Consider the following 26,582-nt stretch of genomic DNA (forward strand, 5'->3'; position numbering starts at 1 on the left):
TGTCAACCTTTACAATAAATATTTTTATAAATGGGCTTAATCAAATAAAAAGCCCCCCCCCTTCAAGGAGAAAGCTTTTGTTTCACAATTTAATTTCTTCTATTTTAGATGAAGCGATCAGTTCTTCAACTTTTGCTAACTCACCGCTTTGAAAGAGTTCTATGATCTTGCTTCCAACGATTACACCGTCACAATGCTGATTCATATCTTTTACGTGCTCTGGTTCAGAAATTCCGAAGCCTGCCAATACCGGTATCGGACTTACATTTTTAACATTCTTCAAATGCTTTCCGAGCTCATCTTTAAATTCTTTTCTTGCACCCGTAATGCCATTAACCGTTACAGCGTATAAAAAGCCTTTCCCCTTGTTAGCAATCGCCTGGATCCGCTCCAATGGACTGGTTAAGGTCACAAGCCGGATGATTTCAATTCCAGCTCTCTCTGCGATTGGTGCAATTATCTCCTCTTCTTCTGCGGGAAGATCAGGCAATATTAAGCCGTCTACCCCAGACCTTGAGGCATCAGAAATAAAGTTGCCAATGCCATATGCCATGATTGGATTCATGTATGTCATAAAGATAAGCGGGATGTGAACAATAGGCCGGATTTCCGCAATTTTAGCTAAGACGCCTCTAAGTGTTGTTCCGGCTTCTAATGCTCGAATGCCAGCTTGCTGGATTACTGGCCCGTCGGCAACCGGATCCGAAAATGGAATCCCAATTTCAATGGCAGTTGCTCCCGCTTTTTCGAGAAAAGTGATTTTCTCGGCCAGTGTCTCTAAGCCTCCATCCCCGGCCATTATATATGGCACAAATGCTCTTTCATTGTTTTGCTTTAGGCTCTGAAAAACTTTTTCAACCCGGTTCATTGTCCTTTCCCTCCTAATTTTGCTCTTACAGTTTCTACATCTTTATCTCCTCTGCCAGATAAACAGATGACAAGGCCTTCGTCTTTTTTCATTTGCGGTGCAAGCTTTAATGCATAGGCAACGGCATGGGAGCTTTCCAGCGCAGGGATAATGCCTTCCAATTTGCATAAAAGCTTTAACGCATCCAGCGCCTCATCGTCTGTGATGGATTCATACTCTGCCCTTCCGCTGTCTTTCAAATAGCTGTGTTCCGGGCCAACTCCGGGGTAATCAAGCCCAGCCGAGATGGAATGGGCCTCCTGAATTTGTCCGTGTTCGTCCTGAAGCAAATACATTAATGCCCCATGAAGAACTCCTGGAGTTCCTTTTGTTAAAGATGCGGCATGTTTCTCAGTATCTGTTCCCAATCCTGCAGCCTCCACCCCAATCATGCGGACAGTTTCATCTTTTATGAAAGGATAGAACATTCCCATTGAATTGCTTCCACCGCCAATGCAGGCTACAACTGCATCAGGAAGCTTCCCTTCTTTTTCAAGGTATTGCTCCTTGGTCTCATTTCCGATAACACTTTGAAAATCGCGTACAATCATAGGAAAGGGATGAGGTCCCATGACAGAGCCAAGGATGTAATGTGTATCCTCGACATTTGTCACCCAGTAGCGGAGTGCTTCGTTGACTGCATCTTTTAATGTGGCGCTTCCCGATTTCACCCCAACCACCTTCGCTCCAAGCAGTTCCATTCTGAATACATTCAGCTGCTGTCTTCTGATGTCCTCTTCACCCATAAAAATAATGCATTCAAGATTTAAGAGAGCACATGCAGTTGCTGTTGCAACTCCATGCTGCCCTGCACCCGTCTCAGCTACTATTTTTCTTTTTCCCATTCGCAGCGCCAATAAAGCCTGGCCCAGTGAGTTGTTTATTTTATGGGCACCTGTATGATTCAAATCTTCTCTTTTAAGATAGACCTTCGCACCGCCGGCGTATTTTGTGAGGTTCTCCGCAAAATAAAGAGGAGTTTCACGCCCGACATAGTCTTTCAGCAAACCCTGCAGCTCTTTCTGAAAACCTTCATCAGCTTGTGCTTTCTTATACTCCTCTTCCAATTCAAGAATGGCCTGCATAAGTGTCTCAGGCACATACCTTCCTCCAAATTTTCCAAAATGACCTCGTTCATCAGGCAAGGTGTATGCTGCGTTCATTTTACTTCCTCCCTCTCCACACATTTAGCGTTATCTATAAATCTTTTTATTTTCTCCGGGTCTTTCTTCCCTTCAGTCTCAACCCCGCTGCTTACATCAACCATATAAGGATTGGCTGCTTTAATTCCATCCCCCACATTTTCAGGATTGAGTCCTCCAGCGAGGATCATTTTTTTGTTCTGCTTTGGGTTATTGTTTAGAATAGACCAATCAAACGATACCCCGTTGCCCCCCCGATATTTTCCTTTCGGACTATCAAGAAGAACGTATTCACATGAATATTCATCCAGTTGGTAAAGATCTTCTGGTGAACCAATGCTCAGAGCCTTTATAACTGGTAAAGAAAATGAGCTGCAAAATTCTGGTGTTTCATCTCCATGAAGCTGAATGACATTGATCCCTGAAACACTTACAATTTCCTCAATGATCTCTTTCGTTTCATTTACAAACACTCCGACTTTTAAAACCTCTCTTGGCAGCTCTCTGATTATCTCCCCTGCTGACTCAGGATTAATTTTTCTTTTGCTTTCAGCAAAAACAAATCCCAGGGCATCCGCACCGCTTTCAATCGCAGAAAGTGCCGTGCTCATATCCCTGATTCCGCAAATCTTCACCTTCATTGTCTGACAGCCCCCTGCAAAGGAAGCTTCATGGCCTTCAAAAGCCCTTCCAGGTTCTCTGCTTTCATAAATGCTTCCCCGACAAGAATGGCGTTGGCTCCTGCTGCAATTACACGCCGTACATCATCTTCTGACTTAATCCCGCTTTCACTGATCAGGAATCTTCCCGCCTTCTTAATTAGCGGCGCAAGTTTTTCTGTTACACCAAGGTCTACTTCGAAAGTTTTTAAATTCCGGTTATTGACTCCAATCAGCTGTGCACCGGTTTTCAGAGCTATTTCCAGTTCTTCTTCATTATGAACCTCCATCAATACTTCAAGGCCTTCATTTTCTGCAAAATCGAAAAGCTCTTGAAGCCGTTCAGCTTCCATGGCAGCAGCAATGAGCAAAATTAGGTTTGCCCCTGATGCTTTTGCTTTTAAAATTTGCACCTCGTCTATAATGAAGTCTTTGCAAAGGATAGGCAGGCCGACTGCCTCTCTGACAGCTGACAAATCCGCAAAACTGCCTTTAAAAAACCTATTGTCTGTTAAAACGGAAATGGCATCCGCACCATACTTTCTATAAAATAATGCCTGATCTTTCGGATTCTGCCCGGTATTTATATCACCTTTTGAAGGTGAAGCTCTTTTGAATTCGGCAATCACAGCCAGTTCACTGCCTGATGCAAGCTTGTTAATAAATGAACGTTTTATCACGGCTTTCCCAGCTTGAAAGTATTCTTTTTCCTGCTGCAGCATGATGACTTCTTTTCTTTTTTCAGCCAGTATTTTATCTAGAATTGTTCCCACTTATATCACCTCTTTATGGACACTTTTACTTGCTTCAATTAACCTGTGCAGTTTTGCTAATGCAGCACCTGAATCAATGCTTTCTCTGGCTAAATTTATCCCGCCTTGAATTGTTTCGGCCTTGCCTCCTGTAAAGATGCCAATCCCGGCGTTAAGAAGGACCGTGTCCCTTCTTGCTCCCCTCTCCCCATTAAGAACGTTCAGGAGTATTTCAGCATTTTCCCTTGAATCTCCGCCTCTGATAGCATCATTGCTGCTGACGGATAGGCCCACTTCCTCTGGGTGAAGAACCTTTTTCGTTACCTTGCCGTTATTAAGAATGGCCAGGTGATTTTCCCCCTGCAAGGATGCCTCATCCATAAAGCCTGCACCATTTAAAACAACTGCCCGTTTTCTTCCCAAAGTTTTTAAAACCTCTGCAAACATTTCAATATAATCTCTCCGATAGATCCCGAGAAGCTGATGATCAAGTTCAACCGGATTGGTTAATGGTCCTATTAGATTGAAGGTTGTGGGTATTCTCAGGTCCTTGCGCACTTTCATGATTCTTTTAATATTCGGATGAACGTGAGGAGCGAAAAGAAAGGCAATCCCAATTTCCTCCAGAATCTCCTCCGTGCGCTCAGGCGGGTGATTTAAATTTATCCCCAAATGTTCCAATACATCGGCACTGCCTGTTTTGCTGGATACACTTCTATTGCCATGCTTGGCAACAGGAATTCCGGCTCCCGCAATCACAAAGGCCGATGTGGAACTGATATTAAAGCTGCTTGAGCCATCTCCTCCTGTACCGCAATTATCCAAAACATTAGGAATTTTCTTGCTAAATGAAAGGGATTTATCCCTCATCGCTTTTACAATCCCTGCAATTTCTTCAACTGTTTCCCCTTTCGTTTTAAGACTCACCATAAATGCCGCAATCTCACTGTCTGTCACGTCATTGGCAAATAAATTTTCCACGGCTTCCTTCATTTCTGCCTCTGTTAATGACTCCCGATCAGATAACCTTTGCAGTATTGTTTTCACCCTTTTTTTCCCTCCCGATAGTTTGTAAAAAGTTTTCCAAAATTCTCTTTCCAAGGCCTGTTCCTACAGACTCCGGATGGAATTGCAAACCGTATAAAGGATAGTCCTCATGCTTGATTGCCATTATTTCATTGTCATCCATTGACCTGGCCATAACCTTAAAGCTGCCAGGCAACGTTCCCGACTGAATAACTAAGGAGTGGTAACGCATGATGTTGATTGGCTGCGGCATGTATTGAAACAGCTGCGATCCGTTATGCTTAAGATTAGACACCTTGCCATGCATAATTTTCTTTGCTTTTTCAATTTTTGCACCAAACGCATAGCCAATTGCCTGATGGCCAAGGCAAATGCCCAGTATAGGAAGCTTCCTGTAAAACTCCTGAATAACATCCACAATGATCCCTGCTTGTTCCGGCCGACCGGGTCCAGGTGAAAGAATAATTGCTTCAGGATTTAATTTTTCAATTTCTTCGATTGTGATCTGATCATTTCTTACAACTTTAATTTCTTGTCCCAGTTCACCTAAATACTGATAAAGGTTAAATGTGAATGAATCATAATTATCAATCAGCAGAATCATTTTTTGTCCTCCAAAAATGCTTTTAATTTATGAAGTGTTTCTTCGTACTCTTTTTCAGGAATAGAATCATGCACGATGCCTGCCCCAGCTTGTATATAGGCGAATCCATCTTTTATCACCATTGTTCTGATTGCCAGGGCGAAATCCATATTGCCGTTTCCGGAAAAATAGCCGACTGCCCCTGAGTAAATTCCTCTTTTCACTGTTTCAAGTTCATTGATGATTTCCATTGCTCTAATTTTGGGTGCACCTGAAACCGTTCCGGCAGGCAGACACGCTATTAAGGCATCAATCGCTGTGTGTGGATTTTTCAGTCTCCCGCCAACTTCGGAAACAAGGTGCATGACATGCTTATATCTCTCAATTACCATGTTTTTTTCTATAGTTACAGATCCAAATTCGCAGACACGGCCGAGATCATTTCTGCCCAGGTCGAGCAGCATCCTGTGTTCGGCAAGCTCCTTTTCATCTTCTATCAGTTCCTTTTCAAGCTGTAAATCTTCATCTTCTGTCTTGCCTCTTGGCCTTGTTCCTGCTATAGGGTTAGTAATTACCTTATTTCCAGTTGCTTTTATAAGACTTTCAGGCGATGCCCCTGCAACCGCATATTCTTCAAAATCAAGATAGTACATGTAGGGGGAAGGATTTTGCACTCTTAACTTCCGGTAAAATGCGAAAGGATCTCCAGTCAATTCTGCTTTTAACCGCTGAGAAAGCACTACCTGGAAAATGTCTCCCTCTTCAATATAGGACTTGGCTTTATTTACTTTTTCAACGAAGTCTTCTTTAGATATGGATGCTTTGAATGCCGACAGCGTTGCTTCTTCCGATTCAGATGCCACAGCCCCCTTTTGTATTTCAGACTTTCTTTTCTGTAATCTTTCACGAAGCTGGGATTCATCGGTTGCTGACAGTATAGGCATGGCTACCAGATATACCTTTTGCTCGAGATGATCAAAAACGGCCACTTCCTCAAAAAACATAAGATGGACATCCGGAACATTCAACTCATCATGAGGAATCACCCCAATATCTTCGTATTGCCTGATCACATCATAGCCTGCATATCCAACAGCTCCTCCACAAAATGGGAACTGTTCTAAGGGGTGAGGCATTTCCTCTGGCATCAGCCTTCTTACTACATCAAGTGGCTTTTCATCGAAAACTTCTATTTCTCCGTCTGCAGAAACAGCCGTTCGAGATCCATCCCCTTTTAGTTCCATAACTGGGTCTGCACCAATAAAGGAATACCTTCCCGACTTTTCATGCTTAAGCGAGCTTTCAAACAGAAATTTCTTTCTTCCGCTCATTCTCTGATAGATTAAAATAGGTGTTAATGTGTCCCCCTCAAGCTCTTCGATGATATACGGACCTTCCAATATCGTTTTCAATATATTTCTCCTCCAGTTCTTTTGGATTCAGAATAGCGTAAGCGCCTTGATCACCCCCGACACCTCGAGGGGTAGGCTACATGTGCTAGACAGTTATCTAACTTCATAATTTATACATAACTATAAATAAAAAAGTCCCCTATACACACAGACAGAATCTGCGGGTATAGAGGACGTGTCTTGTGAACGTGGTGCCACCTCTTTTTAGAGCAACATGCTGCTCCCTTTTTCGGGTACGGAAACATATCGATACCCTATCCTTTTAACGGTGGAAACCCGTGCTTCCCTACTATCGTTCAGGAAGCCTCTCGCAAGTCCATTCGAATGATTTTCCGTACCGGGCTTTCACCTTTCCCCGGCTCTCTTGAACGGACTCCATCAATCTACTCCTCTTGCTCAGCGATTTAAAGTAATAAAGCTATTTAAAAATAAAAAAGGGCCTCCCGTCTAAAAAGGACGAGAGACCCGTGGTGCCACCTTCATTAGCTGATAAGAAATCAGCTCACTTTAACAGATATCAAAACGAATAAACGTTTAAATATCTGTCCCTTGTAACGATGAGACTGTTCGCCAAAGCCTACTGCTTAAAAAGGTTCGGTTTGGAGGCTCGAAAGTCCATTCACTGCTGTTTCCACACTGATTTGCACCAACCATCAGCTCTCTTTAGCTTCCACTGCAGCTACTACTCTTTGTCATTGCCGATCGATATATTGTTTATTATACTATTCCGATAAATGAAAAATGTCAAGGGTATTTATTAATTTTTTATTATAGAGCTTTTTCCAGCTTTTCTCTCCAGACATCTGCAAGTGCCTCAATCTGCAGCAGTTCTTCAATTGCTTTACGGTTTTTGCGGTCATGGAACATGATAAAATTTCCTTGCAGAACCGATACCTTTTCCTGCTTTCTTTCTACGAGCTTAAGAACGCTGCCTGCTGTTACAGTTCCTTCCTTCAGCACCCTGAAAAAATAGCCTGTAAAGCATGTTTCAACAATTCTGCTTAAAAGCCGATCTTCTTCGTTATGCTTTGAGATGGTTGAACATGGAATGCGGCCCTGTGTTATTTGGATAGCGGATTCACCAAGCGAAAAGATATCACCTATAAAAACATCCTTTTCCAGCATATTACCCGCACAAATATTTTCACCAAATGCCGGTGGACAGAATGTCTTTTTAAATTCTTTTTCCCACATCCCGTAATGTTCGAATGGGTATAGGCAAACTGCCCGGTCGGGTCCGCCATGAAAATCAGTGTTTGCCACTCCATCCCCCTGGAAACCATCCTTCGTTAAGAACGCACTTTCAATTTTCTCTTTGCCGATTCCCGATATCTCCTCACGGTTTTTCCAGCTGTGCTTTTTCGGCTTTCCTATGCTTAACGCAATAATTTCTTTCACAATATCCCCTCACCAGATTCGCTTTTCTCTATATTTTAACGCTTTCCTTTTAGTAAATCGAAACATATTTTTCCAGAATTTGAATTTCCCATAAAAAGACAGAGGTTTTTCTAGTTAGTTTTCCTGCAATTAGCCCATATTAAGACTAGTTTGATTAACGAAAAGGAAGGTCAGAAATATGGAGCATGTTGAAAATTTACAATCTGTAAATTCAAAAGCTAAAAAGAAGTCAGGTGATGATGTCCATAATCAAAAATGGGCAATTCTTTCACTTTCTTCAATTCCTCTCGTTATGACACTTGGGAATTCCATGCTGATTCCTGTTCTGCCGGCGATGGAAAATAAACTAAATATTTCTGCATTCCAATCCAGCATGATTATCACCGTTTACAGTATTGTAGCTATTATTTTGATTCCAATCGCAGGCTTTTTATCAGATCACATTGGCCGTAAAAAAGTCATTATACCAAGTCTTCTCATTGCAGGAATGGGCGGGCTGATCTCTGGATGGGCGGCATGGAAAATGGCGGATGCTTATTGGATCATATTAGCCGGGAGGGCATTGCAGGGTGTTGGGGCAGCAGGTGCGGCACCAATTGTTATGCCTTTAGTCGGAGATATGTTTAAAAATGATGATGATGTCAGCAGCTCCCTTGGCCTGATTGAAACTTCCAATACCTTTGGAAAAGTTCTATCACCTATTCTCGGAGCGTTTCTGGCAGGGTTTATTTGGTTTTTACCGTTTTTTTCTTTTCCTGTTTTTTGTACAATTTCAATCCTGCTGGTTTTCTTCCTTGTAAAAACACCAAATAAAAGAGAAGAGCCGCTTCCGCTAAAGAGATTTTGGAGCAATATCAAGGATACCTTTAAAAACAACGGAAAATGGCTTTATGCTATTTTCTTAATAGGTGCCATTCTCATGTTTGTGCTGTTTGGTATACTTTTTTATTTATCTGATGTGCTTGAAAAGACTTATGATATTAAAGATGTTAAAAAAGGGCTTCTCCTGGCTGTACCGCTTGGCGCACTATGCCTTTCATCCTATCTGACAGGAAAAAAAATAAAAGAAAATAAAATACTGATGAAGTGGATCATTTTTTTAGGCTCAGTACTAGTGGCAGCCGCCACTGCAATCTTAAGCTTTTCAAACAATATGTGGTTTATGATCAGCATGTTCCTGTTTGCCGGAATTGGCATAGGAGTTGCATTGCCTTCATTGGATGCACTAATTACGGAAGGAATTGCAAAAGAAGAACGTGGAACCATTACTTCTTTATACAGTTCAATGAGGTTTATAGGCGTTGCCGGCGGCCCGCCAGCCATTGCCATTCTGATGAAGCATTCTGATCAAGGGCTTTTTTATATATTAAGCGGAATAACCATTCTTGCTGCCCTTGCAGCCATTATAGCAATCAAACCTGACGCAAATGAGGGCTAAAAAAATCCGTATCGTGCAATGACGATACGGATTTTTTTATTTAAAATGCTGCTGTACAAAGCCAGTTACAACCTGGTTGAAAAGCTGCCACTTTTTGGTTGGCGCCTGGTGGGAAACACCTTTGATTATTGCCGCCTGAAAGCTGACATATCTCCTATAGCTCCTAATATGCTGATTAACAAAATCTCTTGATCCATATATCAGAAGAAGGGGGACGCTTAAGTTCCTCAGGCGATCCGTGCATGTATAGTGGAGCGACCTATCGTAAAATTGAAACCACATGGTATGATTCGCCTTTTTCATGTGTTCCAGAATATCTTTTCTGACTTTTGGATCATTTGTGTGACTTGCTGCTATGACATATCGCAGGAAACCCGGAAAATGTTTCACGAAATACATTCCCATTATATGCTCATATTTGAAAGTTTCTGATAAAACCTCTGGAAATCCGCCAGATAGTATGACACCAAGCGTCCTTTCAGGAAAAGAGAGAGCAAATTCCTGAGCAATTATGCCCCCGGACGAATAACCCAGGATAACGGCTTTTTCAATTTCCAAGTGGTCTAATACAGCTTTAATCTCTTCTGCATACCCTTGGATGGTTACTGTTTTCTCGGGACCAATCGTATCTCCATTCCCGCTTAAATCAGGAAAAATAACCTGAAAATGCTCAGCCAGCAGGCCTTGATAATAAAATACTTTTCTCCCCATGGCAGGCGGATGTATAAAGATAATCGGTACACCATTTCCCATCGTTTCATAAAATATCTGTGTATCCTCATAAATAAATGCTGGCACAAGAAATCGTCCTTTCCATTCACAAAACATAGATGGCCCTAAAGCCTCCTGTTCCATATAAAAATGGGACAGTTTTAGTCTGCCCCATCTCGGTCAATTCTTTATTACCAACATCAGTTAGGTCTTGTCTTTTTAGCTTTTTTGCTTCTCTGATCAAGCTCTTTCGAGAACTCCATATCGTTAATGCTCTTGTTTGTGCTCTGCAATCCTGATTTAGTCTTAATATTGCGTTTTGTCATGTTAATCCTCCTTTACAGTACGTCATCATAGTATGACACCTTAGTCTTCAAATCATTATGGATTTTCGGCTGGAATCTGCATATACTAGATGTAATCATGTGATTATGCTTATTTCCGTGACTTTCTGAACAGTATATGATATTCTTGAATTAAGAATACGAAAAAAAAACGACCGCAGGTGTTGCCGCACCCACGGTCATTCGCAATAGTCGTTCCCTTAGGGGATCGGCCTGTCAAAGACATAGACCTCTCCCTCAATTATCAGATCAAGGGAGGTCTATTTTTTATGGTTAAAAGTCATGACAGCAATGATCAGACTAGAGAAGGAAATCATCATCATGATCGATTCGAAAACTGTCAAAAGGCATCACCCCCTTTCGTACGGGGCTAGCCGACCACCCTTGAGAAACTCCCATTGCTTCTTTATTATAACACATCCTTGTCCATTTAGTCGAACGTCTGTTCTGTTTTTAGAAAATTGATTCTTCTTTCCTATTTTTTCAAGTTTCACTATCTTTATCGCCTGCAGATTTCCTTTGAAGATATCCGCGAAGAAAACCCATTTCTTTATTAAGCAAATACTCCATTTCCTCCAGCTGCTGCTTAGCAATTAACTGCGGCCTGCCTTTCCATTCAGCACTGTAGATATAGTAAAAATTTCTAATTCTTTTAAAAATGATGACCGCCTCTGGAAAACAGTCAAATAATCCCTTTACCTGATTTCTCCGCATGTAACTCCATCTTATCAGTTTCATGATATCAGCCTTTTTATACTCTTTTACCCAGAAAACACTGCCGCATGTTCTGAATGCAAAAAAACTGCCAAAAAGGCAGCATTGAATTTATTCTTTAAGTCTCGGCTTTGCCGGATCACATTTTGGTTTTTCAGACTGAGTGGACTCAGCAAGCTTTGACAGGTAGTAGCATTCTTCACGGTACATGTGATCAGCCATTAAAGCTGCAAATGTACCCAGTGCCTCCTTGCTCAATTCAAGCTCCTCAATTTCATTGAGAAAGTTCATAAACAAAGATATTTCAAGTGCAACATCGCTGTTGAACTTTTGAAGGGCCGGGAATGACTCAACATTTGTCCGAAGGAACCCGGACATTTCAACCGCCTTTAAATAAAATGCTTCAAAATCCTTTGTATAGCCATCACTGATTTTTTTTATTTTCTTCTCAACACTTTCCATATTATCTGATATGGCTCCAGCATGGCCAGCTGCATCCAGAAGCCAGATTAAATGGTGATGGAGCTCATGAAATACAGGCGGGACTTCCCCCTTTATTAAATATTGAAGGACCAGCATATATTCTTCAAGTTCATTGACCATATGGTTTATAAAAACAGGACCAAGATGAATGGTAATTTTCCCTGTCAGATGACGTTCGAGTAGGTTCAATTTAAAGTCCCTCAGCTTTTTAGCTTCCTGTTCTGCCCTCCGGCTCAATTGCTCCAGGTTATCCACTTCAACCCTGCCTAAAAGCTGATCGAAGGTTTGTATAAAGTAGTTTGCCCGTTCAATGCTGTCTTTTTCCTTTGGTGACAGTGAATCATGTATGAAGCGTGCATGATCACCCAAAATCTGAAGCCAAAACCCGTGTTCAAATTTTGCAGCACTTTCAAATCCATCAGCCAAAATATCTCCCCTTTCAACCTTACTCATAAAAACATATCAGGAACCGTCCGAAATTATGCCTATATGCACGAATCTCAGAATTAATTGGTCACTTAGTTTTTTGCAGAAAGGGGGAATCTTAACTAGGCATCAGGCAAAAGCGTTTTTTTCATCATTACCTGGCCAATCTTTTTTTCAAATCCCATTTTAAGCAAAGCTTGCGATGCGGGATTGGAAGCAGAAATATTAACTGCAGTGAAATCAATTGAATTATCCTGATCCAGGAACAGCTGGCCCAGAATACTTTCAGTCATTGCCTCATATGCACTGCCAACCGTGAATTTTAGCTGATAAATGATAATTCGGTCTGTACGCCCTCCTGCATCCAGCACTCTTTTGTATAAAATGTAGCCTTCCTCTTTCCCATCTTCACTCATAAGCACAGCCGATTCCCCTTGTCTCGCACTCTGCCACTGGCACTGCCAGGCAGCATCGCTGTCATAAAAGCTGAGTAACTGCAGCTGTTCGGGATATATCTTTTTTAATGATAAATGTCTTTCCATCAATGAGCCCATTTCATTATGTGTTAGCTTCATGTTTAGATAAAGCAATTGATCAGTAATCGCATAGCCTGCTTTCTTGTATAGCTTAATCGCTCTCTCATTTTCTTCAATTGCTTCAAGAACAGCAGTGTGCGCATTTTCAGCTTTATATATGCTGAGCACTTCCGACATCATGGCTTCAGAAAGACCTTTTCCCCTGTATTGTGGAGCGATCCCAGTGCCTCCGTTCCAGGCAATTTTTCTGCCGTTAATCTCCCGGAACCCATTCATTATGATTCCGCAGGGTTCTCCATGCATAAAAGCGACAATCGATTTTTCAGGTGAAAGTCCCTCAGATGCCATACGATTAACAAAGGCCTGAATATCCATTTTTATTGGAACTATATAACCTTCAAAGCCTTTATTCCAGGCGGTCACCGCCTCCTCCAGGGTAACTTGAGAAAGTTTTTTTATTTTCATAAACGCTCTCCTTCAAATTTTACTTGGTGCATCTAATATTATTTATTTATGCTTGTTTCCTCTTTTAATAACAATGATAATTGCCATGGGTCCACACCTCCAACTATATAGACTGGGCAGTTTATTTATTTATAAAAAAAAGACCGGTTAGTTTATTTCAATTAAATCATTTATTTTCAGTTTTTTCAATCTTTTCTAAAAGTATTTTTTAAAAATTTAAAGCCGATACATTAAGTATCGGCTTTAGTTTATTCACTATTTATTTAATGGTTTTTTCAGGAACCCTATAAGGAATGCAGACAAAAGAGCTCCTGCTATTATTCCTGCAAGGTAAATTCCCCATGGGCCATCGACGAGAGGGACGACAAAGACTCCTCCGTGCGGCGCTCTTAATCCGATTCCAGCCATCATTGAAATGGCGCCTGCCACGGCTGACCCTGCCATGATGGATGGGATGACACGCAGTGGATCTGCAGCTGCGAATGGGATTGCACCTTCTGTAATAAACGAAAATCCCATAATGTAATTTGCTTTTCCTGCATCCTGTTCCTGTTTTGTAAATCTATTTTTGAATAAAGTGGTGGCAAGTGCGATGGCAAGTGGCGGAACCATACCAGCTGCCATGATTGCTGCCATTGGTTCATATACTCCATTCGCAAGCAGCCCTGTACCAAATACGTATGCCGATTTATTAACCGGGCCGCCCATATCAAATGCCATCATCAGCCCAAGCACTACTCCAAGCATGACAGCATTTCCAGTACCAAGACCTGAAAGCCACTCGGTGATAGCAGTATTTAATGCGCCTACTGGTTTGTTGACAACATAAAGCATCAGCAATCCTGTGATAGCAATTCCAAAGAGCGGATAGAGCAAAATCGTTTTAATTCCTTCAAGTGATGAAGGCAGGCCAGCAAAGACCTTTTTCAAACCAACTACTACATACCCTGCAAGGAAGCCGGCGATGATGCCTCCAAGGAATCCTGCGCCTCCAGATGCTGCCATCATTCCCCCGACTGCACCTGCAGCAAATCCTGGGCGATCAGCAATACTCATGGCAATGAACGCTGCAAGGATTGGAACGATTAATCCAAATGCATTTCCCCCGCCAATGGTCATCAGTGCTTCTGCGATAGGATGATACGACGGATCATTAGGATCTGCTGCTTTATATCCGAACATAAAGGAAATGGCAATGAGTATTCCGCCCCCAACAACAAATGGAAGCATGTTGGAAACGCCATTCATCAGATGCTTATAAATTCCTGCTTTTTGTTCTTTGTTATTCTCTGCATTTCCGCTGCTGTCTGCGCTTCCGCCCTTGTATACCGGTGCATCCTGCTTTAGCGCTTTTTCGATAAGCTCCTGAGGTTTTCGGATGCCGTCAGCAACTGCCGTTTGGAGAACATGCTTGCCGCTGAATCGCTCCATTTCAACCTTTGTATCTGCTGCGACTATAACTGCTGCTGCATTCGTAATTTCTTCCGGTGTCAGAACATTTTTAGCGCCGCTTGAGCCATTTGTTTCAACTTTAATATCAACGCCCATTTCGGCTGCCTTGGCTTTTAGTGAATCAGCCGCCATATAAGTATGGGCAATTCCTGTTGGGCACGCTGTTACAGCTACAACAAATCGTTTACTGTCTGCAATATTCTGGACTTCCTCTTCTTCTGTCTCGTCATAACTGTCTATAATTCCAATAACTTCGTCTGCAGAAGCAGCATTCTGGAGTTTTTTGCGTGCTTCCTCGTTCATTAGAATCGATGAAAGCCTGGATAGAGCTTCCAGATGTGTATTGTTTGCTCCTTCCGGTGCTGCAATCATAAAGAATAGATGTGCTGGCTGACCGTCAAGTGATTCATAATCCACTCCTGCTTCTGATTTGCCGAATGCAATAGCAGGCTCCTTTACCGCACCAGTTTTTGCATGAGGAATGGCTATTCCGTCGCCGATGCCTGTTGTGCTTTGTTCTTCCCTTTTTAAAATGGCATTTTTAAAGGCAGAACTGTCATGAAGCTTTCCTGCTTGATCAAGCTGGTTTACCAATCCATTTATGGCATCCATTTTGCCTGTTCCGCTCAACGAGAGCAGAATCGTATCTCTTGTAAGTAATTCTGTTATTCTCATCCTAAATCTCCCCTTTTAGGCTGACCTTTTCAATCGAAACCTGAGAAAGCAATTCCTCTGCTCTTTCTTTTGTGCAAATACCAAGTGAAAAAGCCGTTGCGCTTCCGGAAGCAACACTGTATTGAAAAGACTTTTCTATATTTTTGTTTTTTTCATAAGCTGCAAGAAAACCGGCTACCATGGAATCTCCTGCACCTACAGAACTTTTCACTTCCCCTTTTGGAACGCTTGAAATATACGCAGCATCTTCAGAAATCAGGACTGCTCCCTCCCCTGCTAATGAAACAATTACATTCTGTGCGCCCATTTCTACAAGTTTCTGTCCATATGGGATCACTTCTTTTGCGGAAGTAAATTCTGTATTGAATATTTCACCTAATTCATGGTGATTGGGCTTTATTAAAAACGGTTTGTATGGAAGGACCTTTTTCAGTAACTCTCCCTCTGCATCTACCACAAAAGCTGTCCCGTTTTCTGAACAGATTCTAACCAGCTCTTCATAAGTTGATTCAGGCAATGCAGATGGAATGCTGCCAGCCAGGACAAGTAAATCTTCTTCTGACAGGCTGCGGATTTTATTTTTAAGATCTACGAAATGCCTTCCTGAAATGGCCGGCCCTTTGGCATTGATTTCCGTTTCCGCCTCTGTCTTGATCTTTACATTGATTCTTGTGTCATCAGCAACTTGGACAAAGTCAGTTTGAATATTCTCTTTGTTTAAGTAATCAACAATATAATCTCCTGTAAATCCGCCTACAAAGCCAAGGGCCTTGCTTTCCACATCCATTCTGTTCAGCACTCTGGAAACATTTATCCCTTTTCCTCCAGGGAACTTTGTATCCTGCTGCATGCGGTTAAGACCGCCGACTATTATCTCATCCAATTCTACGATGTAGTCCACTGACGGATTTAGCGTCAATGTGTGTATCATGCTGTCACGACCTTTATTGTAGTTTTGCTGATATAAGGCTCTTGCTGATCCTCATTCAGTTCATTTGTAATAATTGCTGCTGTATGCAAATCGGCAATCTTGGCAAACGCGATTTCTGAAAACTTCGTATCATCGGCAAGCACGAATGCCTCCCTTGAAAGCGAAATGGCCATTTGCTTAATCATTGCCTCATCCTGATCCGGTGTGGTGTAGCCGAATTGAGGATGGATACCGTTAACCCCCATAAAGCATTTATCAAATCGGTAATTTTCGAGGCTCGCCAATGCCCCCCTGCCGATGATGGCTTTTGTCTGTTCCTTGGCAAAACCGCCGATTAAAAATGTTTTTATATTCCTTTCGAGCAATGCGTTGATATGCATTAGTCCGTTCGTTACAACCACAATTTCCTTCGCAGGCAAAAAGGGAATCATTTCAGTTACTGTCGAGCCTGCATCCAGATAAATGGAATCACCTTCCTCAACTAGACTTGCCGCGTATTGGGCGATTTGACGCTTTTGCTGAAGGTTTCTGGATGACTTCTCAGACATGCTGGGTTCCTGCAGCTTTCCCTGAAGCCTGGCTGCCCCTCCATGTATTCTTTTTAAGTACTTCCCTTCTTCAAGCTGGGTCAAGTCCCTTCTTATTGTTGATTCCGATGTTTCTGTCATGTCAACGAGATCCTGAATTTTCACTACACCTTTTTCTTTTAAAAGCTGCAGAATCAATTTGTGGCGCTCTGGTGTTAACAAAACATCACCTCCCTGGGTGTGTTGTTCTTCTTGATTACATCATACTGAAACCGATTGCAAAAATCAATCATTTTCATTCAAAACAAACCAAAAACAATCAAAATTTGATTGTTTTTGGTTGTTTCAAGAGTGTTTACTCCCTGATTCGAAAATGAAAGAATATTTTAAATATATTAAAATAATAGTTTGCTCTCTATGTTTTATTATGCTAGAATCAGAAATAACAATATATAGTTTCTAAAACCTCTTATGCTACTATATATTGTTCCGAATTTTAGAATTCACTCGTTCCAAGGTCTCTTTTTGAACCGCTTTCTATTTGAAAGCGGAATTTTTTTGTTTTAGAAATAAGGTCTCTTTTGTTCAATCCCAGCCAAACAAAAAAAGAGCACTACTCAATGGCAATGCTCTTCTTAATTAATTATTTATTTATCTTCATAATTAACAAGATCATCTATTTTTCCATCTTCATTATGCAAGATTGCCATTGTACCTGCCTCCTCTGCCATGCTCTTCGCTTTCTCCACTGCATCTGACTGTGATTCCGCCGTAAACACAGGCTCGTTTTGCCCCTCTTTCTTGACTGCCCATCCTTCCTCATCATGCGGTACTACATGGAATCTTGCTTCATCTGTACCTGCTCTGTCCTTAAAATATTGTTCCTGTTTATCACTGTGAATATTGTTTTTACTACTTGCCATGTTTATACCTCCTCTATTTCGTCATCTATTAATGTGCAGTATCACTTTACCCTCCATTTCTGGACAGAAACATACTATATGTTAACCTATTATAAAATTAAGTTGACAATTAACGTTTTCTGCTATTATTCTAAATTGTATAAATATAATTCTTTCAGGAGGCATTTTATGAAGACAGGTTTAAGAACGATTGATTTAACATTGGCTGGCATGTTTGTCGCCCTAATGGCTGTTGGAGCAAATATCACTTCATTTGTCCCATTTTTGGTTATTGGGGGAGTCCCTATTACTTTACAGACCTTTTTTGCCATTTTGGCAGGTGCTATTTTAGGAAGCCGATTAGGGGCTATCACTATGACTGTCTATGCTTTTGCCGGGCTTGCAGGCGCTCCTGTATTTTCAAAATTCGGTGGCGGTTTTGCTACCTTATTAAGCCCCACTTTCGGTTTTATCCTATCGTTTATTTTAACAGCCTATGTCACCGGCAAATTGATTGAAAAGAAAAAGTCTGTTCCGGTGTATATTACTGCAGCTTTAATCGGAATGGTGATCAATTATGTTTTTGGGACGAATTGGATGTATATGGCCTATAAACTCTGGTTTACAGCACCTGAGGGGTTTACCTATCAAATGGCTTGGCTGTGGATGGCAGTCCCCCTTCCAAAAGACATTATTCTTTCTTTTTTTGCCGGGTTAATGGCCCATCGGCTGGAGCATAGAGTATTTGCCGGCAGTCAGTTCAGAAAAATGAACCGAGCAGCATAAACCATTTTACTAAGGAGGATACATATGAATTTCCAAGAGCTAGCCCTAGACGTACTAAAAGGACATGAACTGACAGACTCGGAGGCAATGGGTATTTTAAATTGTCCAGATGAAGAACTGCTGAGCTTATTGTACAGCGCCTATAAAATCCGTCATCATCATTATGGGAATCATGTTAAATTAAATATGATTATTAATACGAAATCAGGCCTATGTCCTGAAAACTGCGGCTATTGCTCACAATCGAGCATCTCAACAGCACCTATTGACAAATACCGGATGATGGATAAGGAAACTATCATCCAAGGTGCTAAGCAGGCCCATCAGCTAAATGTCGGAACCTATTGCATCGTTGCAAGCGGAAGAGGCCCGAGCAATAGGGAGCTAAATGAAGTAGTTTCAGCGGTTAAAGAAATAAAGGATACCTATAAAATGAAGGTCTGTGCCTGTCTCGGGCTCCTAAAACCTGAACAGGCTGAGCAGCTCAAGGAAGCTGGAGTGGACCGCTATAATCACAATATTAACACCTCGGAAAATCATCATGAGAGCATCACTACCTCCCATACATACCGGGACAGAGTCAATACGGTCCAAATAATAAAGGAAGCAGGCATTTCACCTTGTTCCGGGGTAATTATTGGTATGAAGGAAACCCAGGAAGATGTCATAACAATGGCCAGAAGCCTAAAAGCCCTGGATGCCGACTCAATACCGGTTAACTTTCTGCATGCAATCGATGGGACGCCATTAGAAGGGACAGATGATTTGAATCCCCGCTATTGTCTGAAGGTGCTTTGCCTGATGCGATATATCAACCCATCAAAGGAAATCAGAATATCCGGAGGCAGAGAAGTGAATCTCCGGAGCCTTCAGCCGCTTGGACTTTATCCGGCTAATTCTATTTTCGTTGGAGATTACTTAACCACTGCAGGGCAGGAAAGCACCGCGGATCACCAAATGCTGAAAGATCTTGGTTTTAAGATTGATTTTGTATCTGGAGAACCTGTACGCTCCTAATAAAAAAGATTCTGTGCCAAAGCAGAATCTTTTTTATTATATATATCCTGATGACCCTTTATAGTTCATCAAACCCATTATCAATTTGAACTTTTGTATATTGCCTCGATTTTTGTTCAAAGAAATCAGACTTCCCATGGTCAACCTGCTCATAAGCTACAATCCAGCGGAGCGGATTAGTCCGATAGTCTTCAAACGGCCGTTCATTCCCTAGCTGATTGCAGCGGACATTAGCATAAAATTTGATATAAGCTTCAACATCGGACAGCAGGATGCCTTCTGTTTTGCTGCCGATCACATCGCGGGCCCATTCAATCTCCAGTTCAGCTGCTCTTTTGAAAGTCTCCTGGACGAATTCACTTAATTCATTAGTATTAAGTTCCGGATTTTCCTGCAGAATTTCTTTGAAAATTTTAACAAACAAATCAACATGGATTTGTTCATCCCGGTTGATGTAATTAATCATCGTTGAGGTGGCAACCATTTTCTGATTTCTTGCCAGGTGATAAAAGAATGCAAAGCCTGAATAAAAGAAAAGCCCTTCCAGAACGACATCATACACAATAGATTTCAGCAGGTTCTCCGCACTTGGATCCTCTGCAAAATCTTTATATCCGTTCACAACAAATTCATTTCTTTCAGCTAATATAGGTTCTGTACGCCAGAATTCAAAAACCTCATCCTGTTTTTGTTTTGGAACCAGGCTTGATAGAACATATGAATAGGAGTGATTATGAATCACCTCCTGCTGTGCGAGTATAATCATGAGTGCCGATATGCTTGAGTCGGTAATATAATCAGCAACTTTTCCGGCATAATCCGTCTGGATGCTGTCGAGCAATGCAAGCAGCCCAATAATTTTCAAAAATGCATCCTGTTCACTTTTCGTTAATTCCGGAAATTGCTTAATGTCCTGTGACATGTTTATTTCAAAAGGCGTCCAAAAGTTAGCGAGCATTTTTTTATACTTTGGATAGGCCCAGGAGAAGCGGACATCATCCCAATTAAGAATATTGGAGCATTCCCCGTTAATGATTGAAGTTGATTTGTTAGGCGCCGATTGATTAATAATTGGCCGTTTGTTTAAAGTATTCATAAGGTCCTCCTTAGCTTGAGCAAGATTCACAGTCTTCAATCTCAGATGAAGTTGATCGGATATAATACGTTGTTTTTAATTTTTTCTGCCATGCTGAAAGATGCAGATTCAAAAGATCGATTGCTTTAATATGGTTCGGTATATAGAAATTAAATGAAATAGCTTGATCTATATGTTTTTGTCTGTTTGCATTCTGCCTGATGCTCCACTCCTGGTTAATATGATAGCCAGATTTGTAATACCAAATGGTCTCACTGTTAATATCAGGAGCTGTTACAGGTATCCGATAATCCTTTTTCTCTTCCGAGTACTGCTTGTTGAAAATAGGATCAATACTTGGAGTGCTTCCTGCAATTAAAGCAGTTGATGCATTTGGGGCAACCGCCAGCATATAGGCATTTCGAACGCCGTTTTCACTTACCTCTTTGCTTAATGCAGCCCAGTCCATATCTGACTCTGCCTCCAGATATCCCCGCTTTTCAAAGTAAGCGCCCGTTTCCCAATCAGAACCTTTAAAGACTGAATAGCTTCCTTTTTCTTTTGCCAGGTTCATAGAACTTTTTATCACTAAAAATGCAATTTGCTCATATAGAATGTCAGCAAATTTTTCTGCTTCTTCGCTTTCCCATGTGATTTTTTTCAGTGCAAGAAGGTGGTGCCACCCAAAAGTTCCCAGTCCAATCGCACGGTATTTCTGGTTTGTGATCTGGCCCTGCGGCACTGGAATACTATTAATATCAATGACATTATCAAGCATTCGCACCTGTATTGGCACTAGCTTTTCAAGAACTCCCTCATTAACGGCTCTTGCAAGATTGATGGATGAAAGATTGCAGACAATGAAATCTCCTGGCTGTTTTTCGATAATAATTCTCCCATCCCTTGTATATTCCTCAACCCGCTTTGTAACACTTTGGTTTTGTACGATTTCCGTGCACAGGTTTGTACAATAAATCATTCCGCAATGTGAATTGGCATTTTTCCGGTTTACTTCATCCCGGTAAAACATAAATGGTGTCCCTGTTTCAAGCTGGCTTCTCATGATGGATTTCATTATATCGATGGCAGGAACTTTTTCCCTTGATAGATTCGGGTTATCTATGCACTCTTTATATTTCTGGCGGAATAAACCTTCGCCTTCACCTTCGTCATAAAAATCCTCCAGTGAAAAGCCCATTACCTTGCGGACTTCATGGGGATCAAATAAATACCAATATCCCCGGCTTTCCACTTTTTCCATAAACAAATCCGGAATGCAGACACCAGTGAATAAATCATGTGTTCGCTGCCTTTCATCTCCGTTATTAAGCTTTGCATCAAGGAATGAAAATATATCTTTATGCCAGACATCAAGATAGACGCTTATAGCACCCTGCCTTTGTCCAAGCTGGTCGACACTGACGGCTGTGTTATTCAGCTGCTTCATCCAGGGAATCACACCTGAAGATGCCCCCTTAAATCCTTTAATATCACTGCCTCTGCTGCGGATTTTTCCCAAATATACTCCGATTCCGCCGCCATTTTTTGACAGTGATGCAATATCGGTATTGCTGTCATAAATAGAATCAAGACTGTCATCAACGGTCTCAATGAAACAGCTTGAAAGCTGTCCCCAGTTCTTCCCTGCATTAGCGAGCGTTGGAGTGGCAACAGTCATATACAAACCGCTCATTGCCCAATAAGCCTCTTTAACAAGTTCAAGCCGCATACCCTTCGGCTCCTTTTTCATCAGCACCATGCTGATGATCATAAACCGCTCCTGGGGGAGTTCATAAAGATTTTTATGTTTGTCCCTGGCAAGATATCGGTCAGCCAGCATTTTCAACCCCAAATATGTAAATAAGCGATCATTTTCTTTCTTTATGAAGCGGGCAAGTTCATTTATCTCATCCGTTGAATACTCATCTAATAAATCCTGTTCATAAATTCCCAAAGCCGTCAGCCGTTCAATTAACGTATAAAAATGTTTGTAGCAATCATCCGGCTGGCATTCTCTATTTTTTCCTGACTCAATATAGAGCTTCTTAAGAAGCAGACGTGAAGCGGCAAAAGTCCAATCAGGCTCATCAATGCTGATAAAAGATAAACAATCCAGAATAAGCTGGTCATACATCGCCTCTGCTCCCCGCAGGCTCATTTCTTCATACCTTTTTAATAGCTGCCCAATGCCGAGCTGGGGAAATTCTGTCTTAAGTTCTTCTAAAATTTCGATCGGTTGTATGGTTTGGACCATCTTACTTCCTCCTAAAGGCAAAATAAAAATCCGCCCGGAAAATGAGCGGATCAAACGATAGAATAATAGCAGGAAGAAGATGACAAACGGCCATTACGCGATCGTTTCATCATCTCAATCCCCGAAGATAAGAAACTTTCGATCGCCCTGGCAGGTCTCCTGGCTTGTGCTTCACTCTACTAAAAGCCCTTCCCATACAATCGCCTTAACGCGTATTGTACAGTGGCATGCTCTTTTCGTCTGCACTTACAGTTGCGGGGACAGCTTCGGTTTTACACCGAATTCCCTATTAAGTCCTCTTAGGACACCAATCACGATCTATATGTAGTTTTTATTTTTTTAATATATACTATATATTGTAGATGATTCTATCATATAGAGAAATAGATTACAAACTTTTAATCCTTAGTACACAAAAAAAGAACAGAGGGAATTTCCTCTGTTCTTTTTTTTCATTCATGATTTTCCATTTCATTATCATGTGATACCGGCTCTGGGGTAGCCCAAAAAGAATCATATACAGCATATCCTGCCATTACAAGAACGAGGTAAGCAATCGCTGCACCGGCCCATTTTTTCATTTTATCTGCTCCTTTTTAATTAAACGTTTTTTCAATTATCTTAGTCTAGCGGTCAGTAAGATTCCACTTCAAGGCCTAGAGGAGTCCGTATAGGCTCGATTGAATCAACTAATAATCAGTGGAGAAAAAGCCCACACTGTTTCACTTTATTTTTACTCTTTGTAATCTAAGCGCGTTTAATACGACAGATACGGAGCTGAACGCCATTGCAGCGCCGGCAAGCCAAGGTGCAAGGAATCCTAACGCAGCTACCGGGATGCCAAGTGTATTGTATGCAAAAGCCCAGAAAAGATTTTGTTTTATATTCCTTATGGTTTGTTTACTCATTAGGATGGCGTCTGCAATACTATTTAAATCCCCTCTCATCAGCGTAATATCAGCTGCTTCCATCGCAACGTCTGTACCGGTTCCGATCGCCATTCCAATATCAGCTACAGCGAGTGCAGGTGCATCGTTTATGCCATCGCCGACCATGGCAACTTTTTTCCCCTGTTTCTGAAGTTTTTTTACTTCTTCTGCCTTGCCTTCAGGTAAAACCTCTGCAATTACAGAATCTATGCCCACTTCCTCAGCTATTGCCTCAGCCGTACGTTTGTTATCTCCCGTAATCATAATGACTTCAATGCCCAGTTTCCTTAAGCGATTAATTGCATCTCTGGAAGTTTCCTTTATTGTATCCGCAACTGCCACGATACCTGCATATATGCCATCAACCGCGACAAGCATTGCCGTTTTTCCGTTTTCCTCAAGTGTTTCCATTTCAAGTTTGGCTGATTGGACATTAACACCGTATTTGTCCATTAATCTTCTTGTGCCTATCAAAAGGTCAATGCCATCTACTTTCGCTTTAATTCCATACCCGGGAACAGCTTCAAATTCAACTGGATTAAATAGCGTGATCCCTTTATCCTTTATTCCCTTTACGATCGCTTCAGCTAATGGATGCTCAGACTGTTTCTCTGCTGAACCCACCAGCCGGAGAAGTGTCGTTTCTTCAACGTTGCCTTCCGTAATCACATCTGTTAAAACCGGTTTGCCATGTGTAACTGTTCCAGTTTTATCAAGAACAACTGCAGTGATTTCATGTGTGAGTTCCAAGTGCTCTCCGCCTTTAAAAAGAACCCCAAATTCCGCAGCCCTGCCGGAGCCGGCCATTATAGAGGTTGGCGTCGCCAGACCTAGTGCACATGGACAGGCAATTACCAGGACGGCAATCAATTTTTCGAGTGCTTCTGCAAAATCCCCAGGACTTCCCCATATATACCACACCAGGAATGTAACCGCAGCTATGGTTACAACAATTGGAACGAATATCCCGGAGATTCTGTCTGCCATTCGCTGTATGGGGGCTTTTGAACCTTGCGCTTCTTCAACCACTTTTATAATCTGTGACAATGCTGTATCTCTTCCAACTTTTGTGGCTTTAATTTTCAGAAAGCCATTTTTGTTAAGGGTCGATCCAATAACTGTGTCGCCTGCTGTTTTATCAACAGGTACACTTTCCCCTGTCAGCATGGATTCATCCAAAGCAGACTGGCCTTCGATAATTTCACCATCAACTGGAATTTTTTCGCCTGGCTTTACATATATGATGTCCCCAGCAATAACTTCTTCAAGGGAAATTTCAATTTCTTCCCCTTCTCTTAAGACAGTTGCTGTTTTTGCCTGCAGACCCATTAGCTTTTTAATCGCTTCAGAAGAACGTCCCTTAGCCCGTGCTTCAAACAGCTTGCCTAAGATTATTAATGTTATAAGGATCGCACTTGTTTCGTAATAGAGTTCCACCATTTGTGCATTGGTGCCAATTGATAAAATTGATTGGTACAAGCTATAGAAAAATGCAGCAGAAGTACCGAGTGCAACCAGCACATCCATATTGGCGCTCTTATTTTTTAATGCCTTATATGCCCCGGCATAAAATTGCTTTCCTATGAAAAATTGAACAGGAGCTGCAAGCGCCAGCTGCACCCAAGGATTCATAAACATATCTGGAACATAAACAAATGATGTAAACTCGAAATGTCCAACCATGGACCAAAATAAAGGTATAGAAAGAATTAAGGAGAAAATGAACTTGCCTTTTTGTTTTTCAATTTCCTTTTCCCGATATCCTTCGATATCTTCGTCTTTATCCATTTTTATTTTTGCCTGATACCCTAAATTCTCCACTTTCTTTATCATGTCCTGGATGGAGATTTGTTCAGGATTGTATTCCACAGTACCAGTTTCAAGTGCCAGATTGACTACAGCTTGTTTGACGCCTGGAAGCTTATTGAGTCCCTTCTCAATCCTTCCAGAGCAAGCTGCGCAAGTCATGCCCAGCAATTCGAACTCAGCTCTCTCCGATACTACCGTATAACCTAGATCCTCAATTTTTTTCTCAAAAGCTACAACAGAAATGACTTCAGGATTATATTTAATTGCTGCTTTTTCCAATGCAAGATTGACAGTCGCTTCCTGAACGCCGTCCAGCTTATTTAACCCTTTCTCAATTCGAGACGAACAGGCTGCACATGTCATCCCTGATATTGGAAGGTAAACCTCCTTTAGGGCAACATCACCCATAGCTCCCACTCCTTTATTAAACAATGTTTCTTATACTTAATATACTATACCCCTCTACCCTATATGTCAATCAAATAAATCCAAACAATTTACTTATTTTTCAATTCCTCGTTTACTAAAAAAAGAGAACGTGCATTTTATTCACACGTTCTTTCCCGATAATTACTCTACATCATATCCTTGATCGTCAATTGTTTCTTTGATTTGTTCAAGTGTAACTGCTGATGAGTCAAATTGAACCTGCACCTGGCCATTATCAAGGTCAACTGCTACTTTATCTACACCATTTAATTTGCCGACACTGCCTTCTACCGCTTTTACACAATGTCCGCATGACATTCCGCTAACTTTCAAAGTAACGCTTTCCATAATAATTAAACCTCCTATTATTTTTTCATTAGCTTTTGAATAGTTACTAAAAATTCATCAAGTACCTCATCATCGCCTTCGTGAATTCTTTCTACCACACAGCTTTTCAAATGGCCTTCAAGTAAAAGCTTTGCTACGCTATTCAAAGCAGACTGAGTTGCAGAAATTTGTGTTATTATATCGTCACAATACACGTCTCTATCAATAAGTCCTTTTATTCCGCGTATTTGACCTTCAATCCGATTTAAGCGGGTTGTCAAATTCTTTTTAACTTTTTCTGAATGATGACTTTTTCGCTCCGATTCAATCGAACAGCAGCTTTCAGACGATAAATTCTCATCTTCCAATTCAAACGCCATTTAATCAGCCTCCTTAATATCCATTATATTATACCCCGGTACCCTATGTAAAGCCCTGAACTCAAGATGAATTAAATTACGGATTTTTATGTA

The 26,582-nt window shown here is 41.4% G+C and carries 27 protein-coding genes, 1 pseudogene, 1 riboswitch and 2 other annotated features; of the genes and pseudogenes, 3 read left to right on the forward strand and 25 right to left on the reverse strand.

Annotated elements, in window-relative coordinates; genetic code table 11:
• Window positions 1-82: 82 nt before the first annotated feature.
• The 8 genes from trpA to ACXAD1_RS15750 form a co-directional block, all read right to left on the reverse strand.
• Window positions 83-868, reverse strand: coding sequence for a tryptophan synthase subunit alpha (trpA, locus tag ACXAD1_RS15715; protein WP_474910552.1), 786 nt, complete (start codon window positions 866-868; stop codon window positions 83-85).
• Entirely contained in the window at window positions 865-2,070 is a 1,206-nt protein-coding gene (gene trpB, locus ACXAD1_RS15720; RefSeq protein ID WP_206843228.1) for a tryptophan synthase subunit beta, read from the reverse strand. Before trpB ends, trpA begins: the two co-directional genes overlap by 4 nt.
• A complete protein-coding gene (locus tag ACXAD1_RS15725; protein WP_474910553.1) occupies window positions 2,067-2,690 on the reverse strand; it encodes a phosphoribosylanthranilate isomerase in 624 nt (207 codons plus the stop codon). Before ACXAD1_RS15725 ends, trpB begins: the two co-directional genes overlap by 4 nt.
• Entirely contained in the window at window positions 2,687-3,481 is a 795-nt protein-coding gene (gene trpC, locus ACXAD1_RS15730; protein ID WP_474910554.1) for an indole-3-glycerol phosphate synthase TrpC, read from the reverse strand. The genes ACXAD1_RS15725 and trpC overlap by 4 nt, the downstream gene beginning before the upstream one ends.
• Window positions 3,482-4,507, reverse strand: coding sequence for an anthranilate phosphoribosyltransferase (gene trpD / locus ACXAD1_RS15735; protein WP_474910555.1), 1,026 nt, complete (start codon window positions 4,505-4,507; stop codon window positions 3,482-3,484). It abuts the gene before it with no gap.
• Window positions 4,479-5,090 carry an anthranilate synthase component II gene (locus ACXAD1_RS15740; RefSeq protein ID WP_474910556.1) on the reverse strand — a complete coding sequence of 204 codons (612 nt, stop codon included), beginning with the start codon at window positions 5,088-5,090 and terminating at the stop codon, window positions 4,479-4,481. The genes trpD and ACXAD1_RS15740 overlap by 29 nt, the downstream gene beginning before the upstream one ends.
• Window positions 5,087-6,481 (reverse strand): anthranilate synthase component I, encoded by a 1,395-nt coding sequence (gene trpE, locus ACXAD1_RS15745; RefSeq protein ID WP_474910557.1) that lies wholly within the window; start codon window positions 6,479-6,481, stop codon window positions 5,087-5,089. The genes ACXAD1_RS15740 and trpE overlap by 4 nt, the downstream gene beginning before the upstream one ends.
• A 166-nt stretch (window positions 6,482-6,647) precedes the next feature.
• Window positions 6,648-6,890 (reverse strand) — a binding site (T-box leader).
• A gap of 40 nt (window positions 6,891-6,930) precedes the next feature.
• Window positions 6,931-7,186, reverse strand: a binding site (T-box leader).
• 63 nt (window positions 7,187-7,249) lie between these two features.
• Complete coding sequence (locus ACXAD1_RS15750; RefSeq protein WP_474910558.1) at window positions 7,250-7,879, reverse strand: MOSC domain-containing protein; 630 nt, start codon at window positions 7,877-7,879, stop codon at window positions 7,250-7,252.
• A 178-nt stretch (window positions 7,880-8,057) separates the two neighbouring features.
• Between ACXAD1_RS15750 and ACXAD1_RS15755 the strand changes: the two genes are divergently transcribed.
• Window positions 8,058-9,317, forward strand: coding sequence for an MFS transporter (locus ACXAD1_RS15755; protein WP_474910559.1), 1,260 nt, complete (start codon window positions 8,058-8,060; stop codon window positions 9,315-9,317).
• 36 nt (window positions 9,318-9,353) lie between these two features.
• Here the strand turns inward: ACXAD1_RS15755 and ACXAD1_RS15760 are convergent, their stop codons facing one another.
• The 11 genes and pseudogenes from ACXAD1_RS15760 to ACXAD1_RS15810 all read right to left on the reverse strand — a co-directional run bounded on the left by ACXAD1_RS15760 (window position 9,354) and on the right by ACXAD1_RS15810 (window position 17,504).
• Complete coding sequence (locus ACXAD1_RS15760) at window positions 9,354-10,115, reverse strand: alpha/beta fold hydrolase (protein ID WP_474910560.1); 762 nt, start codon at window positions 10,113-10,115, stop codon at window positions 9,354-9,356.
• A gap of 113 nt (window positions 10,116-10,228) precedes the next feature.
• A complete protein-coding gene (locus ACXAD1_RS15765; RefSeq protein ID WP_280516114.1) occupies window positions 10,229-10,354 on the reverse strand; it encodes a hypothetical protein in 126 nt (41 codons plus the stop codon).
• Window positions 10,355-10,632: 278 nt separating this feature from the next.
• Window positions 10,633-10,695, reverse strand: a complete 63-nt coding sequence (locus tag ACXAD1_RS15770; protein WP_220182004.1) for a hypothetical protein — start codon at window positions 10,693-10,695, stop codon at window positions 10,633-10,635.
• Window positions 10,696-10,855: 160 nt separating this feature from the next.
• On the reverse strand, window positions 10,856-11,086 hold the full coding sequence (locus tag ACXAD1_RS15775; protein ID WP_474910561.1) for a hypothetical protein: 231 nt from the start codon (window positions 11,084-11,086) through the stop codon (window positions 10,856-10,858).
• Between the two features lie 111 nt (window positions 11,087-11,197).
• Window positions 11,198-11,995 carry a DUF2935 domain-containing protein gene (locus ACXAD1_RS15780; protein ID WP_474910562.1) on the reverse strand — a complete coding sequence of 266 codons (798 nt, stop codon included), beginning with the start codon at window positions 11,993-11,995 and terminating at the stop codon, window positions 11,198-11,200.
• A gap of 122 nt (window positions 11,996-12,117) precedes the next feature.
• Complete coding sequence (locus tag ACXAD1_RS15785; RefSeq protein WP_474910563.1) at window positions 12,118-12,996, reverse strand: GNAT family N-acetyltransferase; 879 nt, start codon at window positions 12,994-12,996, stop codon at window positions 12,118-12,120.
• A 255-nt stretch (window positions 12,997-13,251) separates the two neighbouring features.
• Window positions 13,252-14,244 carry a PTS fructose transporter subunit IIC gene (locus tag ACXAD1_RS15790; protein WP_474911321.1) on the reverse strand — a complete coding sequence of 331 codons (993 nt, stop codon included), beginning with the start codon at window positions 14,242-14,244 and terminating at the stop codon, window positions 13,252-13,254.
• Window positions 14,245-14,346: 102 nt separating this feature from the next.
• Window positions 14,347-15,123 (reverse strand): annotated as a pseudogene (locus tag ACXAD1_RS15795) (fructose PTS transporter subunit IIA); the annotation flags it as partial.
• A 1-nt stretch (window position 15,124) separates the two neighbouring features.
• On the reverse strand, window positions 15,125-16,054 hold the full coding sequence (pfkB, locus tag ACXAD1_RS15800) for a 1-phosphofructokinase (protein ID WP_474910564.1): 930 nt from the start codon (window positions 16,052-16,054) through the stop codon (window positions 15,125-15,127).
• The gene (locus ACXAD1_RS15805) at window positions 16,051-16,803 is read right to left on the reverse strand and encodes a DeoR/GlpR family DNA-binding transcription regulator (RefSeq protein WP_206843183.1); all 753 of its coding nucleotides are present in this window, start codon (window positions 16,801-16,803) and stop codon (window positions 16,051-16,053) included. Before ACXAD1_RS15805 ends, pfkB begins: the two co-directional genes overlap by 4 nt.
• Window positions 16,804-17,228: 425 nt before the next feature.
• Window positions 17,229-17,504 (reverse strand): DUF2188 domain-containing protein, encoded by a 276-nt coding sequence (locus ACXAD1_RS15810; protein WP_474910565.1) that lies wholly within the window; start codon window positions 17,502-17,504, stop codon window positions 17,229-17,231.
• 168 nt (window positions 17,505-17,672) lie between these two features.
• On the opposite strand from ACXAD1_RS15810, the gene ACXAD1_RS15815 reads away from it, so the two are divergent.
• Together ACXAD1_RS15815 and bioB are read left to right on the forward strand one after the other, a co-directional pair.
• Window positions 17,673-18,269, forward strand: coding sequence for a biotin transporter BioY (locus ACXAD1_RS15815; RefSeq protein WP_474910566.1), 597 nt, complete (start codon window positions 17,673-17,675; stop codon window positions 18,267-18,269).
• A 24-nt stretch (window positions 18,270-18,293) separates the two neighbouring features.
• A complete protein-coding gene (gene bioB / locus ACXAD1_RS15820; RefSeq protein ID WP_474910567.1) occupies window positions 18,294-19,286 on the forward strand; it encodes a biotin synthase BioB in 993 nt (330 codons plus the stop codon).
• A gap of 58 nt (window positions 19,287-19,344) precedes the next feature.
• Here bioB and ACXAD1_RS15825 read toward each other — a convergent pair whose 3' ends face one another.
• From ACXAD1_RS15825 to ACXAD1_RS15850, 6 genes are all read right to left on the reverse strand, one after another.
• Window positions 19,345-20,382 (reverse strand): ribonucleotide-diphosphate reductase subunit beta, encoded by a 1,038-nt coding sequence (locus tag ACXAD1_RS15825; protein WP_474910568.1) that lies wholly within the window; start codon window positions 20,380-20,382, stop codon window positions 19,345-19,347.
• A 10-nt stretch (window positions 20,383-20,392) separates the two neighbouring features.
• Window positions 20,393-22,615, reverse strand: a complete 2,223-nt coding sequence (locus ACXAD1_RS15830; protein WP_474910569.1) for a ribonucleoside-diphosphate reductase subunit alpha — start codon at window positions 22,613-22,615, stop codon at window positions 20,393-20,395.
• 133 nt (window positions 22,616-22,748) lie between these two features.
• Window positions 22,749-22,942, reverse strand: a riboswitch (cobalamin riboswitch).
• A 125-nt stretch (window positions 22,943-23,067) separates the two neighbouring features.
• Window positions 23,068-23,196 (reverse strand): hypothetical protein, encoded by a 129-nt coding sequence (locus ACXAD1_RS15835; RefSeq protein ID WP_474910570.1) that lies wholly within the window; start codon window positions 23,194-23,196, stop codon window positions 23,068-23,070.
• Between the two features lie 141 nt (window positions 23,197-23,337).
• Window positions 23,338-25,761, reverse strand: a complete 2,424-nt coding sequence (locus ACXAD1_RS15840; protein ID WP_474910571.1) for a heavy metal translocating P-type ATPase — start codon at window positions 25,759-25,761, stop codon at window positions 23,338-23,340.
• A gap of 162 nt (window positions 25,762-25,923) precedes the next feature.
• On the reverse strand, window positions 25,924-26,130 hold the full coding sequence (gene copZ, locus ACXAD1_RS15845) for a copper chaperone CopZ (protein ID WP_206843163.1): 207 nt from the start codon (window positions 26,128-26,130) through the stop codon (window positions 25,924-25,926).
• Between the two features lie 17 nt (window positions 26,131-26,147).
• Window positions 26,148-26,489, reverse strand: coding sequence for a metal-sensitive transcriptional regulator (locus tag ACXAD1_RS15850; RefSeq protein ID WP_244671266.1), 342 nt, complete (start codon window positions 26,487-26,489; stop codon window positions 26,148-26,150).
• Between the last annotated feature and the right edge of the window lie 93 nt (window positions 26,490-26,582).

It is taken from the genome of Cytobacillus sp. ABV4_503, assembly GCF_056158445.1.